Annotated in this window: 14 protein-coding genes, 1 other RNA gene and 2 pseudogenes; 7 read left to right on the top strand and 10 right to left on the bottom strand. The window is 64.6% G+C overall.

The features are described from left to right. From ACWGXF_RS15445 to cysK, 3 genes and pseudogenes are all read right to left on the bottom strand, one after another. Positions 1–212: pseudogene (locus ACWGXF_RS15445) on the bottom strand (hypothetical protein); the annotation flags it as partial. Between the two features lie 296 nt (positions 213–508). Next, positions 509–2,353, bottom strand: coding sequence for an ABC transporter ATP-binding protein (locus ACWGXF_RS15440; protein WP_256628588.1), 1,845 nt, complete (start codon positions 2,351–2,353; stop codon positions 509–511). Between the two features lie 227 nt (positions 2,354–2,580). Continuing rightward, positions 2,581–3,501, bottom strand: coding sequence for a cysteine synthase A (cysK, locus tag ACWGXF_RS15435; protein WP_012839856.1), 921 nt, complete (start codon positions 3,499–3,501; stop codon positions 2,581–2,583). A 156-nt stretch (positions 3,502–3,657) separates the two neighbouring features. On the opposite strand from cysK, the gene ACWGXF_RS15430 reads away from it, so the two are divergent. Next, the gene (locus ACWGXF_RS15430; protein ID WP_003068150.1) at positions 3,658–4,599 is read left to right on the top strand and encodes a LysR family transcriptional regulator; all 942 of its coding nucleotides are present in this window, start codon (positions 3,658–3,660) and stop codon (positions 4,597–4,599) included. Positions 4,600–4,760: 161 nt separating this feature from the next. On the opposite strand, the gene ACWGXF_RS15425 is transcribed toward ACWGXF_RS15430, so the two are convergent. The 3 genes from ACWGXF_RS15425 to ACWGXF_RS15415 form a co-directional block, all read right to left on the bottom strand. Beyond that, on the bottom strand, positions 4,761–6,125 hold the full coding sequence (locus ACWGXF_RS15425) for an amidase (RefSeq protein ID WP_256628587.1): 1,365 nt from the start codon (positions 6,123–6,125) through the stop codon (positions 4,761–4,763). 14 nt (positions 6,126–6,139) lie between these two features. Beyond that, the gene (locus ACWGXF_RS15420; RefSeq protein WP_054073873.1) at positions 6,140–6,817 is read right to left on the bottom strand and encodes a DUF2848 domain-containing protein; all 678 of its coding nucleotides are present in this window, start codon (positions 6,815–6,817) and stop codon (positions 6,140–6,142) included. Between the two features lie 74 nt (positions 6,818–6,891). Further along, positions 6,892–8,211, bottom strand: coding sequence for an MFS transporter (locus tag ACWGXF_RS15415; RefSeq protein ID WP_256628586.1), 1,320 nt, complete (start codon positions 8,209–8,211; stop codon positions 6,892–6,894). Between the two features lie 413 nt (positions 8,212–8,624). Here ACWGXF_RS15415 and ACWGXF_RS15410 point away from each other — a divergent pair, with 413 nt between their 5' ends. Then, complete coding sequence (locus tag ACWGXF_RS15410) at positions 8,625–8,789, top strand: hypothetical protein (RefSeq protein WP_223305621.1); 165 nt, start codon at positions 8,625–8,627, stop codon at positions 8,787–8,789. Here the strand turns inward: ACWGXF_RS15410 and ACWGXF_RS15405 are convergent. Next, on the bottom strand, positions 8,773–9,687 hold the full coding sequence (locus ACWGXF_RS15405) for a DMT family transporter (RefSeq protein ID WP_256628585.1): 915 nt from the start codon (positions 9,685–9,687) through the stop codon (positions 8,773–8,775). The genes ACWGXF_RS15410 and ACWGXF_RS15405 overlap by 17 nt on opposite strands. A gap of 91 nt (positions 9,688–9,778) precedes the next feature. Here ACWGXF_RS15405 and ACWGXF_RS15400 point away from each other — a divergent pair, with 91 nt between their 5' ends. Further along, a complete protein-coding gene (locus tag ACWGXF_RS15400; RefSeq protein WP_256628584.1) occupies positions 9,779–10,603 on the top strand; it encodes an AraC family transcriptional regulator in 825 nt (274 codons plus the stop codon). Between the two features lie 21 nt (positions 10,604–10,624). Beyond that, positions 10,625–10,962: RNase P RNA component class A (gene rnpB / locus ACWGXF_RS15395), an RNA gene on the top strand. Between the two features lie 41 nt (positions 10,963–11,003). Here rnpB and ACWGXF_RS15390 read toward each other — a convergent pair. Then, a pseudogene (locus ACWGXF_RS15390) lies at positions 11,004–11,135 on the bottom strand (LuxR family transcriptional regulator); the annotation flags it as partial. Between the two features lies 1 nt (position 11,136). Further along, positions 11,137–11,865 (bottom strand): Crp/Fnr family transcriptional regulator, encoded by a 729-nt coding sequence (locus ACWGXF_RS15385; protein ID WP_123975051.1) that lies wholly within the window; start codon positions 11,863–11,865, stop codon positions 11,137–11,139. 85 nt (positions 11,866–11,950) lie between these two features. Between ACWGXF_RS15385 and ACWGXF_RS15380 the strand changes: the two genes are divergently transcribed. Genes ACWGXF_RS15380 through ACWGXF_RS15370 form a run of 3 tightly spaced genes read left to right on the top strand, consistent with a single transcriptional unit; the run spans position 11,951 to position 16,487 of the window. After that, on the top strand, positions 11,951–14,131 hold the full coding sequence (locus tag ACWGXF_RS15380; RefSeq protein WP_452102074.1) for a TonB-dependent receptor: 2,181 nt from the start codon (positions 11,951–11,953) through the stop codon (positions 14,129–14,131). Beyond that, entirely contained in the window at positions 14,131–15,378 is a 1,248-nt protein-coding gene (locus ACWGXF_RS15375) for an MFS transporter (RefSeq protein WP_256628582.1), read from the top strand. The genes ACWGXF_RS15380 and ACWGXF_RS15375 overlap by 1 nt, the downstream gene beginning before the upstream one ends. Further along, on the top strand, positions 15,375–16,487 hold the full coding sequence (locus tag ACWGXF_RS15370; protein ID WP_256628581.1) for a siderophore-interacting protein: 1,113 nt from the start codon (positions 15,375–15,377) through the stop codon (positions 16,485–16,487). Before ACWGXF_RS15375 ends, ACWGXF_RS15370 begins: the two co-directional genes overlap by 4 nt. A 13-nt stretch (positions 16,488–16,500) precedes the next feature. On the opposite strand, the gene ACWGXF_RS15365 is transcribed toward ACWGXF_RS15370, so the two are convergent. After that, positions 16,501–17,268 (bottom strand): pseudouridine synthase, encoded by a 768-nt coding sequence (locus ACWGXF_RS15365; RefSeq protein WP_012839847.1) that lies wholly within the window; start codon positions 17,266–17,268, stop codon positions 16,501–16,503. Between the last annotated feature and the right edge of the window lie 57 nt (positions 17,269–17,325).

Here is a 17,325-nt window from a genome sequence, read left to right as displayed (position 1 = left end):
GCTTGATGGACATCGTGGTCACTGAGAGAGTCGTGTCCAGTGAACAGATGGAAATGAGAATCAGCAATTCTGGAAGGTGTCGTGTGCACATGCAGGCCAGATTGATTCGGAGTCCCGAAGTGGCCGTGCAGCAGCGGTATCAGCAGTTGCGCCGCCATGATCAGCAGCAGCAATGCGCTCCGAAGAGAAAGTCTCTGGATGGCACGCGACATACGATCGATTGTAGCGCTGCGACTTTCGGTGCAACAGCGCAATCTATTGATCAGGATTAGACATTCCGCCGACAAGACGCCCGGCCGTTCGGCTGGCCGCTGCTGGGCGGCTATCCGCAGCAGCGTCTACAGCGATGGATATGGCTCGAGTGCATGGCGCCGTGCCGGGCATTGCATGGCTGCTGCAGCGCAGCCAAAAAAGGGGAGCCAAGCTCCCCTTCGAATTGCTGGTGCCCTCAAGAAAGAGCCTGATGAGCCGCATATCCAGCGCTGCAAGTCATGCCGGCTGGGCCGGCTTATTGCACGGCTTCGTCCTGGTCGGCCAGGAAGCCGCCGCTCTGGTGCGCCCAGAGCTTGGCGTAGATGCCGCCGCGCTGCAGCAGTTGCTGGTGCGTGCCTTCTTCCACGATATGGCCTTCGTTCATGACGATCAGGCGATCCATGGCGGCGATGGTGGACAGGCGGTGGGCAATGGCGATCACGGTCTTGCCGTCCATCAGCGAGTCCAGGCTTTCCTGGATGGCGGCCTCCACCTCGCTGTCCAGCGCGCTGGTGGCTTCGTCGAGCAGCAAAATCGGAGCGTCCTTGAGCATTACGCGCGCAATTGCCACGCGCTGGCGCTGGCCGCCCGAGAGCTTGATGCCGCGCTCGCCGACCTGGGCGTCATAGCCGCTGCGGCCCTTGAGGTCGGTCAGCGTGGCGATGAAGTCCGAAGCCTCGGCCTTGTCGGCTGCGGCCAGCATCTCGGCCTCGCTCGCGTCGGGGCGGCCATAGAGGATGTTGTCGCGCATGGAGCGGTGCAGCAGTGAGGTGTCCTGCGTCACCATGCCGATTGCGCTGCGCAGGCTGTCCTGCGTCACGCTGCGAATGTCCTGGCCGTCGATGGTGATGCGCCCGCTTTGCGGCTCGTGAAAGCGCAGCAGCAGATTGACCAGCGTGGACTTGCCCGCGCCCGAGCGTCCGATCAGGCCGATGCGCTCGCCGGGACGGATGTGCAGGTCCAGGTGGTCCAGCACCTTTTTGCCGCCCGCCTTGTAGGCAAAGCTCACACCCTCGAAGGCAATCGCTCCTCGCGTGACCTGCAGCGGCTTGGCGTCGGGTGCATCGACGATGGTGCGCGGCTTGGTCAAAGTGGTGATGCCGTCCTGGATGGTGCCCACGTTCTCGAACAGGCCCGTCATCTGCCACATCACCCAGTGCGAGTAACCCATCAGCCGCAGTGCCATGGCAATCACGGCAGCCACCACGCCCGCAGATGCCTGACCTTGCGTCCACAGATACAGAGCCATGCCACCGCTGCCCAGCAGCAGCAGGGCAATCATCAGGTGGTTGGTGATCTCGAACAGGCTGACCAGACGCATCTGCGCATAGCCCGTGGCCTTGAAGGCCTCCATGGCATTGCGCGCGTATTCGGCTTCGCGGCGCGTGTGGGCAAACAGCTTGACGGTGGCGATATTGGTATAGGCATCGGTGACGCGGCCCGTCATCATGGAGCGCGCGTCGGCCTGCTCCTTGCCGATCTGGCCCAGGCGCGGCACAAAGTAGAAGCAGGCAGCGGCATAGGCGATGAACCACAGCGCAAACGGAATCATCAGCCGCCACTCGAAGCTGGCGGCCAGGATCAGAATGCCGATCATATAGACGCCAACGCCCACAAACACATCCACCACCATGAACACCACTTCACGCACCGACAGCGCGGTCTGCATGATCTTGGTGGTGATGCGGCCGGCAAATTCGTCCGCATAGAAGGACATGCTCTGGCCCAGCATCAGCTTGTGGAACACCCAGCGCAGCCGCATGGGAAAGTTGATGGCCAGCACCTGGTGCATGACGGTGGTGTGCAGGGCCAGCAGCGCCACGCTGCCGAGCAAGATGGCGGCGATGCCCAGCACCGTGGCTTGCTGTTCGACCCAGAAGTTGGCGGGCGAGACCGTGCCAAGCCAATCCACCACGCGGCCCATGATGGCGAACAGCACCGCTTCGTAGGCGGCCAGCAGTGCCGAGGTGAGGGTCATCAGACCAATCCAGCCGCGCATGCCCTGGGTACAGGCCCAGACAAAGGCAAAAAAACCTTTGGGCGGGACCTTGGGCTCCTGTGCTGGATAAGGTGGAACTTGTTTTTCAAAAAATCGGAACAAGATGGAAATTCTCCCGGTTCATGCTTGTGGCATATCTTGTCTCCATGGTAGGGGAGTGCCCTGGATTGGTGTCAAGCGTACGGGATGACCGCTTGCCCCATGGGCCATTGGTGCGGGCCTGATGAGCGCATGGCGCGCTCGGGCTATAGCGGGTTATTGCAGGCGGCCTGCGCGGCGAAAAAAAACGCCGCATCTTGTGCGGCGTGGCAGCAAAGCGCGCGGCGCGATCAGGCGTTGGGCAGAAAGCCTTCCACCGACAGATAGCGCTCGCCCGTGTCGTAGGCAAAGCCCAGCACCCTGGCGCTGGGGGGCAGCTCGGGCAGCTTCTGGGCAATGGCGGCCAGTGTGGCGCCCGAGGAGATGCCGACCAGCAGGCCTTCTTCGCGAGCGGCGCGGCGCGCGTATTCGCGTGCGGGCTCGGCCTCCACCTGAATCACGCCGTCGAGCAGGCTGACGTCAAGATTCTTGGGCACAAAGCCGGCGCCGATACCCTGGATGGGGTGGGGCGCGGGCTGACCGCCGGAGATCACGGGCGATGCCGCGGGCTCCACCGCATAGACCTTGAGGTTGGGAAACTTGGCCTTGAGCACCTTGGCCACGCCGGACAGGTGACCGCCCGTGCCCACGCCGGTGATGAAGGCGTCGATGCCGTCGGGGAAGTCGCGCAGGATTTCCTGGGCCGTGGTGGCCTCATGCACGGCCACGTTGGCGGGGTTCTCGAACTGCTGGGGAATCCAGGCGCCGGGCGTCTGGGCGGCCAGTTCCTGGGCGCGGGCGATGGCGCCCTTCATGCCTTTTTCCTTGGGCGTCAGATCGAACGATGCGCCATAGGCCAGCATCAGGCGGCGGCGCTCGATGCTCATGCTCTCGGGCATGACCAGGATCAGCTTGTAGCCCTTGACGGCCGCGACCAGGGCCAGGCCCACGCCGGTGTTGCCGCTGGTGGGCTCAATGATGACGCCACCGGGTTTGAGCGCGCCGGATTTCTCGGCGTCCTCCACCATGGACAGCGCAATACGATCCTTGATGGAGCCGCCCGGGTTGCTGCGCTCGGACTTGATCCAGACGTTGGTATTGCTGCCGAACAGACGGTTGATGTGAATGACGGGCGTGTCGCCAATCGTTTGCAGAATGTTGTCAGCTCTCATCGGACCTCCGCGAATAAGGGATGGTGGGACAGTGGATCGCAGCGCAGGCTGTCTGCGCAGACACAGAGCATTGTGCACGCAAGCGTTCTGCGAATGGGCTATATCGATATGACCCGAAAAGTGGGCAAGGCTGCGGGCGATGATTAACATCGACCCATGAATCTACGGTTTCTGGAAACCTTTGTGCTGCTGGCCGAGCTGCGCAACTTCCGCATGACGGCCGAGCGGCTGTTCACCACACAGGCTGCCGTCTCCAGCCGCATCGCCACGCTGGAGCAGGAGTTCGGCGTGCGCCTGTTCGATCGCGGCGTGCGCGAGGTCACGCTCACGGCCGACGGTGCCAAGGCCCTGGTGCATGCCGAGCGCATGCTCAGGCTGATGCGCGAGATGCGCGAGGACATGCTGGACAAGCAGGCCTATGCGGGCGTGATCCGCATCGGCGCCATCGAGTCCATCGTGCACAGCTGGTTCCCCGACTTTCTCGCGCTGCTGCAGCAGCGCTATCCGCGCCTGCAGGTGGAGATCGCCTGCGACACCACCATCCATATGTCGGAGCAGCTGCTCAAGGGTCAGCTCGATGTCTCGCTGCAGGCCAAGCCCGTCTCCGGCGGCGCCATCGCGAATCTGTCGCTGGGCGAGTTCGCCATGGCCTGGGTGGGCAGCCCCAAGCTGGGCATAGGCGACGAGACCCTGAGCCTGGCCGAGCTGGCGGCTTTTCCCATCATGAGCTTTGCGCGCGGCTCGGAGCCGTATGCGGTGATCGAGCAACTGTTCAGCGCCGAAGGCAGCGCCTCGCCGCACATGAACTGCATTGCCTCGGTGGCGACCATGATCCGCGTGGTCTGCGACGGTCTGGGCGTGGCGGCCGTGCCGCCGGCCATCATCCAGCGCGAGCTGGCCGAGCAGCGCCTGCGCCTGCTGCGCGTGGATCGCGAGTTTCCTTCGCTGCCGCTGGTGGCCTGCTGGCGCAACGATCACCAGAACCCGCTGGCCGAAACCGTGGTGCGCGCCGCCGAAGAGGTGGCCACGGCCTTTGCGCTGAACCACGGCCAGGCCGTGGCGCGGCTGCCCGGCACCCGTCTGGCAGGGGACGCTTAAAGCGCAGGAGCAGGCGCCAATGCCTGCCGTGCATTGGGGTGTGCCTCAGTACTGAATAAAAAAGGAGCTGCTAGCGCCTGATGCATATCGATTTCAGAGTGTTTTCTATCTGAAATCGATTGCAGTCAAGCGTTAGCAGCTCCTGTTTTTTTGCTTTGCAATCAGGCCTGGGCCAGCAAAGCCTCCACGGCCAGAGCCACCGACAACAGGCGCTGGTCCTGACCGGCCAGGCCGGCCAGGCTCAGGCCTACGGGCGCTTCGCCCGCGCGGTGGCAGGGCAGGGAGACCGCGCAGCCGTCGAGGAAGTTGATCAGCGTGGGATTGCGCAGCATCAGCCCGTTGGCCGCAAAATAGGCTTCGTCGCTGGCCTGCAGCTCGGCAATCTTGGGCGCGATCACGGGCACCGTGGGCATGAGCATCAGGTCGTGATCGGCCATCTGCGCCTGGACCCGAGCAATCCACTGCTGGCGGCGCGCCAGCAGCTCGATATAGTCGGCCGCGCTGATGTCCTTGCCGCGCAGAATGCGCGTGCCCACGCGCGGATCGTATTCGGCCAGGCGGCCGGCGCCGTCGATATGGCTGCGGTGCCAGGCCCAGGCTTCGGCGGCGGTGAAGCCGCCCTTGGCATTGATCTGCGCAAGCTCGGAGAAGGGCGGCACCACGGCCTCGGTGATCTGCACGCCGGCTGCGTACAGCAGCGACAGCGCACGCTGCCAGGCCGCAGCCACGGCGCTGTCCATGCCGTCCATCACCACATTCGTCGGCACCAGCAGGCGCAGGCCTTGCAGCGAGGCCGCGCGCAGCTCGCCATGCGGCTCGCCCGACAGCACCGCGTCCAGCGCGGCGCAGCAGCGCACGCTGGGCGCCAGCGGTCCGATGGAGTCCAGATTGGCAGACAGCGGCAGCACGCCCTGCATGGGCACGCGGCGCGCCGTGGGCTTGAAGCCGGTCAGGCCGCACAGCGCCGAGGGAATGCGCACCGAGCCGCCGGTGTCCGAACCGATGGCGGCCAGCGCCATGCCGTCGGTCACCGAGATGGCCGCGCCCGAGGATGATCCGCCGGGAATGCGGCCGCCGTCGATATCACGCTGCCAGGGATTGCGCGGCGTGCCGTAGTGCGGATTCAGCCCCAGGCCCGAGTAGGCAAACTCGGTCATATTGGTGGAGCCCACGATGACCGCGCCCGCGCGGCGCAGGCGCTGCACGACTTCGGCCGTTTGCGTGGCGGGTGCGGCATCGGCCAGCAGTCTGGAGCCGCCCAGCGTGGGGTGGCCGGCGATGTCGAACAGATCCTTGACCGAGATGGGCAGGCCTTCCAGGGGCGAGCGCGCCAGGCCGGTCGCGCGCAGCACATCGCTGGCGCGGGCTTCGGCCAGGGCCTGCTCGCGCAGCAGGCGCGTGAACACGCGCGGGCCTTCGCCTTGCGTGGCGTGCTCCAGGGCCTGCTCGGTCAGTTGCACGGCGCTGGTCTGGCCTTGGGTCAGGCGCTCGGAGACCTGGTCCAGGCGGGGAGAGACTGAAGTCATGGGTAGCTCCGTGTTCAGGCGACGATGTCCAGCAGCTCGCTGCGGTAGCGGTGGCGGATGCTGCGCTGGCTGCGCGGATCATGCAGCTCCATGGCGAACTGCGTGGCAGGGCGTATGCCGCCGATGGCGGCCATGGTGCCGCAGGTCATGCCGCTGCCTTCGGGCAGCTGGCTCTGGCCGCCGGTGTAGCCCGAGATCAGGTCCTGGGGCGTGCGCAGGCTGGCCAGCGTGCCTTCCTGGTACAGCACTTCGCGGCCGTCCTCCACGATCCAGGAGCGCAGGATCAGCTCGTCCCAGTGGCCGGCCACATCGGCAAAGCGCCAGGCCTGGGTGGCCACGGGCTTGATGCAGGCCTGCTTGGAGAAGGCCACGCTATAGGCCTCGAGCTTGCGGTCGGTGTGGTCCGAGGCCAGGCTCACGAACATCTCGCCCTCATGGCTGAAGACGAAGACCTCGGCCTCGCCCGAGGAGTCCGGGCCCAGCACCTGCAGCGTGCTGCTCTGGCTCAGCTGGTTGCTGGCGATGCGGTAGTACAGCGGTACGGCGCTGGGGCGCGGAATGCCGAGCGCGGCCAGCTCCTCGATGTGGTGCTCGATGGCCGCATGGTCGCGACCGGCCCAGCCGGCGACGATCAGGGTGTCGAAGATGGGGGCCAGGGTCTGGCCTTCGGGGGTGGTGAATTGCAGTTGCATGGCGGAAAGCTCAAAAAGGGGAAGGCGGGGCCGTGGGCCCCGCACAGCGGCGCTGCGCAGGCAGCGTCAGGCGGTCACTGCTTCTTGACGAAGAGCACGACCAGGAAGGCAGCGAGGAACTCCAGCGCGGCCACGAAGTACAGCCCCGAGGACAGCGAGCCGGTGCTGCTCTTGAGCGCGCCGATCATGTAGGGCGCCACAAAGCCGGCCAGGTTACCAATGGAGTTGATGAGGGCGATGCCGCCTGCGGCAGCCGTGCCGGCCAGAAAGGCCGAGGGAATGGACCAGAACACGGGGAAGGCGGCGAGGATGCCGACGGAGGCCAGCGTCAGCGCGCACAGGGCCAGCACGGCGTCGTGCAGGAACATGCCTGTCAGGATCAGGCCTGTGGCGGCGATGAGCGCGGGGATGGCGCTGTGCATGCGGCGCTCGCCGGTCTTGTCCGAATGCATGCCGTTCCAGACCATGGCCAGCGTGCCGGCCAGGAAGGGAATGGCCGAGATCAGGCCGATCTGCAGATTGTTCTGGATGCCGATCTCCTTGATGATGGACGGTGACCAGAAGGCGATCGTGGCGTTGCCGCTGACGATGCAGAAGTACACGGCGGCACACAGCCAGACACGGTAGTTGCGGCAGGCGTCGGCGAAGGAATGCTGCTTGTGGCCCTGCTGGCTCTCCTGGGCCACGGCGGCGCTGACGGCGCGCTGCTCGGCGACGCTCAGCCACTTGGCGTTCTCGGGTTTCTCGGGCAGCCAGGCCAGCACGAAGAAGCCGGCGATCACCGAGGGAATGCCTTCAAGGATGAACAGCCATTGCCAGTTGGCCAGATGGCCCACGTCCTGCATGCCGTTCATGATGGCGCCCGCGATCGGGCCGCCCACGGCGCCGGCGATGGCGAACGAGGTCATGAACAAGCCGTTGATGCGCGCGCGGTGGCGGGCCGGGAACCAGTAGGTCAGATACAGCACCACGCCGGGGAAGAAGCCCGCCTCGACCACGCCCAGGATGAAGCGCAGCACATAGAACATGGTGGGCGTGGTCACATAGGCCATGGCCATGGAGGCCGCGCCCCAGAGGATGGTGATGCGCGCCAGCGTCTTGCGCGCGCCGATCCTCTCCAGCAGCAGATTGCTGGGCACTTCGAACAGGAAGTAGCCGATGAAGAAGATGCCGGCGCCCAGGCCGTAGACGGCCTCGCTGAACTGCAGGTCCTGCAGCATCTGCAGCTTGGCGAAGCCGACGTTGACGCGGTCTATCCAGGCCAGGACAAAGAGAAAGACCAGAAAGGGGATCAGGCGCCAGGTGATCTTGCGGTAGGTGGCGTCCATGTCGGGGTGCGCGTGCGCACCGGCATGGCCGGCAAGAGGGTGGGTGGCGGAAGCCGGGCTGCTCATGGGGAGTCTCCTGTATGCGAAAGTGCAGCGGGCACATGGGGCGCTTTTGCCGGCGCTCCTGTGTGTCTTGGAACATGGGGATGCGGCGCGGGCCGGTGTTCCTGTGGCGGCAGTATCGAAAGGCAGCGAGGGGCTGTCCAACAAGAAATTCTGAGCGGCCCTGAATGCAAATTCTTATGAGCAGAGGTGGTGCGGGCTTTGCACCGGCATGAGGCAGGCGTGCACCGATAAAGCACGGGAAAACCCTAGGGGTCATGCGTGCCCGATCGCGCTGCCGTCCGCTCAAAACCCCGGTCTGCGCCTGGTGTTGGGGATTGGCGATTGATTCACATCAAGCCCTGGGGAGATGGTGTTTCCCCTTGGGCCTGCAATCGGGAACAATGGGGCAAAGTCTGTTTGAGGGAGGACTGCTCTTGCTCACGTTCAACACAATTCTGGTGCTGCTGGGGGTCTGTTGCGTAGGCCTGCTGGTCGGTTTTTCCTGGCGCGAGCAGCGCTGGGGCCCCTGGGTCATGCTGGTGTTCGTGGTGAGTCTGCTGTCGCTGATGAGCTACGCGATTCTCAATCTGCTGCTTTAGCACCGCAGGCCAGGGCGGGACGCGCGCGCAGCGGGGCCTTCCACAGCTCGGCCAGCAGCAGACCGGCAATCGTCATGATGCCGCCCACGGCGTGGTAGGCCGCCAGGGGCTCGTTCAGGGCGAATGCCGCGATCAGGGCGGTGAAGACCGGGATCAGATTGAAGAACATGCTCGATCGCCCGGGCCCCAGCGTCTGCACCGCCTTCATCCACAGCAGCGGCGCGGCGATGGAGGCCATGATGCCGGCATAGCCCACCAGCGGCAGATTGCTGGCGTCAAGCCCGGTCTTGGGCGAGAAGAGATAGAGCGGGAACTGCACGACCACGGCAACCAGCACCTGCAGATACAGCAGCTGCACCGTGGCCAGGCGCGGCATGGGCCAGCGCTTGAGCAGGATGTTGTAGACCGCATAGGCCAGCATGGCCAGGAACATCATGGCGTCGCCCAGATTCAGGCCCTCGGAAGCCAGATGGCTGAGCCGGCCCGATGAAACCACCAGCGCGACTCCCACAATTGCCAGCAGCGAGCCCCAGATGCCGCCATGCGTCAGCGGCTGGCCCAGCATGAACACGGCCAGGGCCAGCACCAGCATGGGCGTGAGCGAGCCGATGATGCCCATGTGCGTGGCCGTGGTGAAGTGGGCGGCGTAATAGGCCAGGCTTTGGTAGATGACCATGCCCAGCACGCCCAGCACGAAGATCCGTGGCAGCAGGGGCTTGATGTCGGCGCGCTGGCGCCAGATCGAGGGCAGAACGAAGGGCGTGAACAGCACGGCGGCCACCAGCCAGCGAAAGAAACCGATCTCGGCCGCGCTGATGCTGTCTGCGGCCAGCTTGCTGACTACGGTGTTGACCGACCAGATCAGCACTGCGCCCAGTGGTAGTAGGTATGCACCCATAAGAAACTCCTTGAGGTGCTTATGATGCGCTTGACGTATTTGAAGCGCATTTCTGATTTCAGACATTTCATAACTCAAGCCGGACGAACCCATGCCTGCCTCTGCCCCGACTCCCGGCCCGGTCGCCAAGCGCCATGCCGTACAGATACTGGACACCGACAAAGTGCCTGGCCACTATTACTTCCGCTATGACGAGTTCGGCGAACACAGCGAGGCTCCGCCGCACAGCCACCGCTGGGGGCATCTGAACTATGCGGCCCACGGCAGTCTGAGCATGGACGTGCCCACGGGTCATATCCTGTGCCCGCCGCAGCACGGGGTGTGGATTCCGCCGGGCGTGGTGCACAGCTGCTATCTGCAGCATGCGGTGCAGTACCGCTCCGTCTATCTGGCCCCTGATCTGTGTGCGGACCTGCCGCAGACGGCGGGCTGCATGCGCCTGGGACCCATCGTCAAAGCCGTGCTCGCGGACTTCGGTGCCCGAGGCGTGCAGATCCCGGTGACTGACGCAGACCTGCGTCTGGCCCAGGTGGTGCATGACCAGTTGCGAGCCACGCCGCTGGAGCTGAGCTTTTTGCCCGTGGCCCGGCATCCGGCGCTGGTGCAGGTGCTGGACGCCATGCAGTCGCGCCCCGACGACCACCGCAGCCTGGCCGAATGGGCCGAGACCGTGCACATGACGGAGCGCACGCTGGCCCGCCACTGCCAGCGCGAGCTGGGCATGAGTCTGGGCGAATGGCGCCAGCGCATGCGTTATCTGCAGGCCATCGACGCGCTGGAGGCCGGCCACACCGTGCAGCAGATCGCCTACGACCTGGGCTACAGCACGCCCTCGGCCTTTATTGCCATGTTCCAGCGCGAGTCCGGCCTGCCTCCCGAGCAGTTCAGGCGCGAGTTCTGTGCAAGTTCTTTCTGAACGCGGGATAATGCGCGCCGTGAAGTGCGCCAGACCGCCGCTGGTACAAGTGCCGAAAGGCCGTACTGGAGGAACGTCCGGACTGCATAGGGCGGCGTAGCAGCTAACAGCTGTCCACCGTGAGGTGAGGATCAGAGCAACAGAGACGAGTCTGGCAGGAGTGCCGCAAGGCAGACCAACCAGGGTGAAACGGGCAATCTCTACGCGCAGCAATACCAAGTAGGCACACGTTGACGGGGCCCCCGGAGTGTGCGGGTAGGTAGCACCGAGCCATCGGGCGACTGATGGCCAAGATTAATGGCGGTCACATGGCGGGCAACCGTTGTGCACAGAATCCGGCTTATCGGCGCGCTTCACACTTTCTTCCTCGACCGGGCACAGCCCGGCGAATCCACTGCATTCACTCCACCATCAGCGCGAACTGCTGATGGGGATGGTGGATATCAAGCCGCGCAAATGCGCGGTTGCGATAGGTCTTGACCGGGGCAGCGCTCAGTCCGAGATCGGCCGCAATGCCGTCCTGGGTCAGGCCGCTATGTCGCGTATCTTCGCAGCCCTTCTACATCCTTGAGCTGCACGCTTCGGTAACCTACGGTCAGCAGGTCCTGGCGTTCCAGCTCCAGCAGCGCTTCGTTGAAGCGCGAGCGCGAGACGCGACAGAAGTCGGCCAGCTCGCTTTGTGTGATGTTGAGCTGACCTGCATCGGGGAACGGAAAGTTCAGCGGCGTGATCAAGGCCCCCAGGCACTGGGCGACGCGGCTGGTGATGTGGCTGCATTGCTGAGCCGAGATAAGGCGCATGAGTTGCTGGTTGCGTTCCGCCATGAGCTCCAGCAGGAACTGGCTGAAAGCCGGGGATTCGAGGCGCAGGCGGTGAAAGGCCGGAGCCGCCAGCGTCAGCATGGTCAGATCGTGCAGGGCCACGGCATCGCAATCCATGCGCGCGCCCTGGCGCAGCAGGCAGGCTTCGCCGAACCAGCTGCCGGCAAAGCCGCACAGCGTGATGGATCGCCCGTCCTCGCCCGGCATGCACAGTTTCACGGCACCGCGCCGCACCCCGACCCAGCCGCGTGGGGCGTCGTCGTTGCACCACAGGTAGTGGCCCGCCGGGACGTGACGCACGGTCAGCGCGGGGCGCACACATTCCTCGAACATCTGGTCGCTGACTGCATGTGACCAGATGCACTGCTGCCAGCCGGCAAGTGCCTGCTCTTTGCCTAGGAACGAGGGATTGATGGGCATGGCGGCGGAGATTGTTCTCAAAAGAAAAGAATTCTCATTCTCGTTTGTTTATTCTTCTGGGGTTATTCGTGCATTCAATGTGGGTATCCAGATGAGAAAAATCGGGTTGTTGGAGGGAGTGGCCGCCGTGGTGACGGCTACCGTGGCAGGGGGGGCGCAGGCGGCGCAGACCGAGGTCGTGCTACCCGAGCAGCAGGTCAGCGCTTCGGCAGCCCCCCAGATCCGCAGCGAACTGGCCGCGAGCGTGCAGGTGATCGAGCATGCAGAGCTCCAGGCACAACTGGGCGCTGGCCGCAATCTGCAGGAGGCCCTGGGCCAGTTGGTCCCGGGCATAGACCTGGGAGGGCAGTCGCGCAGCAATTTTGGCCAGAATCTGCGCGGACGCACCATGCTGGTAATGATCGACGGCGTGTCACTCAACAGTTCGCGCGGCACGGCTGGGCAGTTGGATGCCGTGGATCCGTTCAACATCGAGCGCATCGAGGTGCTTGCCGGTGCCAGCGCCCTCTATGGAGGCGGAGCGACCGGCGGCGTCATCAACATCATCACGCGCAAGGCCTCGGATGCTCCCACGCGTTTCAGCAGCGAGCTGGGCGTGACATCGGGGCTGCAGGGCAGCCGAGATCATCAGTATCGACTCGCTCAGTCCATTGCGGGCGGCAATGACTGCGTTCAGGCCCGGCTGGGTATCGCGCTGCAGCAAAACGGCAGTTTCTATGACGGCAAGGGCGATCCGGTGCGTACCGACATCGCGCAGACCGATGCGCAAAATACGCGCATCGTGGATCTGATGGGCAACCTGCAGCTCAAGATCGATGCGCGGCAAAGCCTGAGCCTCGGCGCTCAGTACTACCGCAACAGGTTCGACGGTGGCTCCTATCTTTATGGGGGGCCGAATCTCGCGGGCATCTTCGGCGGCAGGCCCGGGCTGCTGGAGCAGCGCGGTGGCTTTGTCAGCGATGTGATGCCCCAGACCGAGCGCGCCATGTTCAACGCGGACTACCGCGTAGAGCAGGTGTTCGGCGGCCAAAATCTCTATATCCAGAGCTTCTGGCGCAAGGAGAAGATGGACTTTGCGCCGTTTCCCAGCTCCGTGGTCACCGCCTCGCACCAGAACACGGACAGCTGGGGCTTCAAGTCCGCATTGGCCAAATCCTGGGGGGATGTCAGCCTGCGCTACGGCCTGGACTGGGACCGCGAAACCTTCGACGGATCGGCGACCGTGTTCGATACCGGCCAAGCCCTGACCTCGGGGGGCATGGTGAACCGCTCCATAGGCAGCACTGGGCGCTATCCGGGTTATCGGGTCGATACGACGGCGCTGTTTGCCCAGGCCGAATGGAAGCTCAAGCCCGAGCTGACCCTCAGCGGCGGGCTGCGCTACCAGCACATGGGCCTGGAGGTGGGCGACTTCGTGGGCTTCAACCAGCAGCTCTCCCTGCTGCTGGGCCGTGGAACGACGGCCGATGCCATCCGCGGCGGCAAGAACAGCTACAAGGTCGGATTGTTTAACCTGGGGGCCACCTATGAGCTGAGCAAGGCCCACAGCACCTGGCTCAGCTATTCCGAAGGCTTCGAGCTTCCCGACCCTGCCAAGTACTATGGTCAGGGCAACTACGCGCTCAATGGTTCGCATTGGCAACTGGTCAGCGGCATCGATCCTGCCGGATCTCCGCTCAAGGGTATCAAGACGCGCCAGCTCGAATGGGGCTGGAAGACGCATGGCAGCCCCCTGAAGCTGCAGGCGGCGCTGTTCTACGCATGGTCAGACCAGACACTGCAGATCAACAATGCCAACAACAACGTGACCATCAATGTGGCGGACGAAAGACGACGCAACTACGGCATCGAGGGCTCGCTGGACTACGCCATGGGTTCGCAGTGGAGTGCAGGCGGCAACTGGCTGTGGATACGCTCGCAGACGCGCCAGGGCAGGGAGTGGTCGCGGCAGAGTATCATGACGGCGAGCCCGTCCAAGCTCGGCACCTATGTGCAATGGGCGCCATCGCCCTGGAAGCTGAGACTGCAGGCGACGCACCAGTTCAGGCTCGAGGATGACAGCGCACAGCGCATCAAGGGCTTCACCACCATGGACTTGCTGGGCAGCGTGAAGCTGTCGCTGGGCACGTTGAACTTCGGCATCCAGAACCTTCTGGACAGGCAGTACCTCACCACCTGGTCGCAGCGCGCCATGGCGCTCTACGGCGTGGGAGCCGTCTCGCCGCAGGCCTTTGCCTTCCAGGGGCGCGGGCGCACCTTTACGCTGAACTACCGGGTGGAGTATTGATGCAGGAGTACCATGCCCGTCCGCGTGGGTTCTGGGCCGTGCTCGTGGCTCTGTACATTGCTCAGGGAATCCCCGGCTATCTGCTGATCATGGCCGTGCCGGCTGCCTTGCGCGCGGCCGGCATGCCTTTGCAGCAGGTGGGCATGCTGTCGGTGCTGATGCTGCCGCTGGTCCTCAAATTCCTCTGGGCTCCCTTCGTGGACCGCTGGCAGCCCCTGGGCTGGGGCCATAGGCGCAGTTGGATACTCTGCACCCAACTGGCCACGGCAGCCGGCGTCGTGCTGCTGGCGCTGTGTGGACCGCAGGTGCCCATCGCCACCATTGTTGCCATCGGCATGTTGATCTCTCTGTCCGTGGCCACGCAGGACATCGCTACCGACGGCTATGCCACACAGCAACTGCGCGGCACCGAGCTGGGTCGTGGCAATGCCATACAGGCGGCTGCGGTGGCTGGTGGGGTGCTCATAGGCGGCTCCCTGTCTCTGGTGCTCATGGAGCGCCTGGGCTGGCAGCCGGCACTGCTGCTGATGGCGGCGTTGTGCTTGTTGCCGCTGCTGATGCTACCCTGGATGGTCGAGCCCGAGCGCATGCCGGCGGCAGCGGCGCCCGGGCAAGCAAAGACCGGGCCCAGTCTGCGCAACTTCCTGCAGCGTCCCGGTATGCTGTCGGTGCTGGCGCTGGCAGTGGTCTTCCGGCTCAGCGAAGGCATGCAGCGTTCCATGGAAAGCAGCTATCTGCTGCACAACGAGCTGTCGCTGGGCCAGGTGGGGGTGCTTGGTGGCACTGGGGCAGCCATTGCGGGTCTGGCCGGCAGCGCGCTGGCCGCGCTGTGGCTGCGCTGGCGCAGCCGTGAGCAGGTGCTGCTGGCATTGAGCGGCATACGCGCCCTGGTTTTTGCCCTGTTCCTGCTGCATTCGCTGCACTTGCTGGGTTCGGATCTGCCGCTGGTCGGGCTCACCGTGGCACTCAGCCTTTTGCGCTACATGGAAATGGTCGCGCTCTATGCCTTGTTCATGTCGGCGTCCAGCCATTCGCAGCCAGGCACGGACTTCACCATCCTGGCCTGTGCGGAGTTTCTGACCTATATGCTCAGCTCGATGGCGGGTGGCTTCATCGCCAAGCAGTTCGGCTTTTCGGGCCTGTTTGCCGTGACCAGCGCGCTGGCCGTTTTCAGCTGGCTGGCCGTGGCCAGGTTGTTGCTGAGCTACCGCAGCACCAGTGGCGGATCCGTGGAGGCTGCCGCATGACATCCGAAGTACACATTGCGTCCGCTCAGTTGCAACTGCCCGATGCCGCCGCCTTTACCCGCTGGTTTGCCGCACATCTGGAGGATGAGGAGGTCCAGGTCCTGCACACCGAGCCACCAGGCTCGGTGCATTTGCAGCTGGACCTGGTGGGCAGCCTGGAGCTGCGCCTTACGGGGGGCTCGCGCATAGCCTGCGAACTGCAGGCCGTGGATGGGCGCATGGCGCAGCTGATGCAGCTGTCCCTGGGCGAGCACCTGCAGCAGTTTGCCGAGCAGCTGTGCATTCCCGCGGCGCAATGGTGTATTGCCTGGGAGAGTGACAGGGACAGCGGGAGCGCGGGCGACAGTCCGAGCCTGAATGTCTGGCGCGTGCTTAGCAACCGGGTGCTGACGCCGCATATGCGGCGCCTGCGCTTGCAGGCCCAGGCGCAGAAGGGATTCGAGGATCTGGCACCGGACGGCCTGCATGTGCGCTTGCTGCTGCCGACTCCAGGCGCTATGCCCCAGTGGCCGCTCATAGATGCTGACGGCCGCCTGCTCTGGCCACACGGAGCTCCCCGACTGCCACGTCGCAGCTACACCATCCGGGCGCGGGACCCGCAGACGCGCGCCATCGATATCGATGTGCTGCTGCATGCGCGGGAGGGTGGTGGGCCGCTGGCGCCCGGTGCGCGATGGGGTATGACGGCTGCGGCCGGCGATGAGGTCGGTGTCCTCAGCCCTTCGGGCGGCAGAGTGCCTCAGGCCGACCGGCTGATATTGCTGGCGGATGCCTGTGGCCTGCCTGCTGTGGCCCGCATTCTGGAAGACGCCCAGCCGGGCCGGCAGGCGTATGCCTGGTGCTGGGTCGACTCGCCGCAGGAGTGCAGGGCGCTGCCCGCGCAGCTGCAGCGGCATGTCACCTGGTTCTGCGCGGGCAGGCCAGGGGCATCGGAGGAGGGCATCGCGGCGGTGCTGGCCTGGCTGCAGCAGCAGGATTGGTCGCAGCCCCAAGGCACGCAGCTATGGGCTGCGGGCGGTCAGGCCATGGCCGTAGCCATACGGCAGTGGGTGCGCGGCCATGCCCCCGCAGCCAGCGTGCGCAGACTGGTGAGCAGTTATTGGCGCTAAGGCGCTGATCCGTTCAGAACCTTTCCCAGGGCATCAGATAGCGCCACTGACCCTCGGGCACCTTGGCCAGAGAGACGCGGCCAAGGCGCAGCCGGCGCATGCTGACCACCGCCAGGCCGATGGCGGCGCACATCTTCTCGATCTCTTCGGGCGCAATGCCCTTGAGAGCGAAACGCAGGTGGTTTTCGCTCTGCCAGCTCACGTGGCAGGGAGGCATGCGGCGATGGCCGTTGCCGCCGGGAATGGGCAGACCTTCGTACAGAATTTCCAGGCCATCTTCAATGATCTGGCCCTCCACGCCGACGATGATTTCCTGCTCCAGCCACATGCCTTCCTCGGCCAGCTTGCGTGCCACGCGCTTGTCCTGGGTGTAGACGATGAGGCCGCTGGCAGGCAGGGGAATCGTCAGAAACGACTCCAGATTCCTGAAGTGATGATCCAGCACCAGCTGGGGCATGGGCGTATCGAGCTTGGCCTTGGTGTCTTCTCTCAGCAGCGAATGCGCGCTGCGCACGCGGCCATAGGCCGGGCCCTGGGTCATGCCCGCAGGCTTGTTCATCAGGATGGTGACGGGCGGAATGGCTTCAGGCTTGGCATCCTTGCGCAGGATCACTACCTGATCGGGGCGCACGCGGGTTTCGGGCACTTGCACCACTTTGCCGTCCACCTGGACATTGCCCGCGACGATATGGAGCTCGGCTTCGCGGCGCGAGCATTGTTCTTGCTCCGCCACGCGTTTGGCCAGGCGGATGCTTTCTTGTTCAGGCAGGGATTCAGACATGGCGAGAGCTTAATGCTCCGGCCATGTCCTAGTTGTCCACAGGTTTAGCGCTGCGGT

It is taken from the genome of Comamonas sp. HJ-2 (assembly GCF_053615495.1).
Note: the sequence above shows the minus strand (reverse complement) of the source record. Positions and strands in the feature narration are given on the sequence as shown.

Bases quoted from the DNA above. Each gene is read 5' to 3' on its own strand.
- cysK (WP_012839856.1), bottom strand. From the start codon at position 3,501: ATGAGAGCTGACAACATTCTGCAAACGATTGGCGACACGCCCGTCATT.
- ACWGXF_RS15430 (WP_003068150.1), top strand. From the start codon at position 3,658: ATGAATCTACGGTTTCTGGAAACCTTTGTGCTGCTGGCCGAGCTGCGC.
- ACWGXF_RS15425 (WP_256628587.1), bottom strand. From the start codon at position 6,125: ATGACTTCAGTCTCTCCCCGCCTGGACCAGGTCTCCGAGCGCCTGACC.
- ACWGXF_RS15420 (WP_054073873.1), bottom strand. From the start codon at position 6,817: ATGCAACTGCAATTCACCACCCCCGAAGGCCAGACCCTGGCCCCCATC.
- ACWGXF_RS15415 (WP_256628586.1), bottom strand. From the start codon at position 8,211: ATGAGCAGCCCGGCTTCCGCCACCCACCCTCTTGCCGGCCATGCCGGT.
- ACWGXF_RS15405 (WP_256628585.1), bottom strand. From the start codon at position 9,687: ATGGGTGCATACCTACTACCACTGGGCGCAGTGCTGATCTGGTCGGTC.
- ACWGXF_RS15400 (WP_256628584.1), top strand. From the start codon at position 9,779: ATGCCTGCCTCTGCCCCGACTCCCGGCCCGGTCGCCAAGCGCCATGCC.
- ACWGXF_RS15375 (WP_256628582.1), top strand. From the start codon at position 14,131: ATGCAGGAGTACCATGCCCGTCCGCGTGGGTTCTGGGCCGTGCTCGTG.
- ACWGXF_RS15370 (WP_256628581.1), top strand. From the start codon at position 15,375: ATGACATCCGAAGTACACATTGCGTCCGCTCAGTTGCAACTGCCCGAT.
- ACWGXF_RS15365 (WP_012839847.1), bottom strand. From the start codon at position 17,268: ATGTCTGAATCCCTGCCTGAACAAGAAAGCATCCGCCTGGCCAAACGC.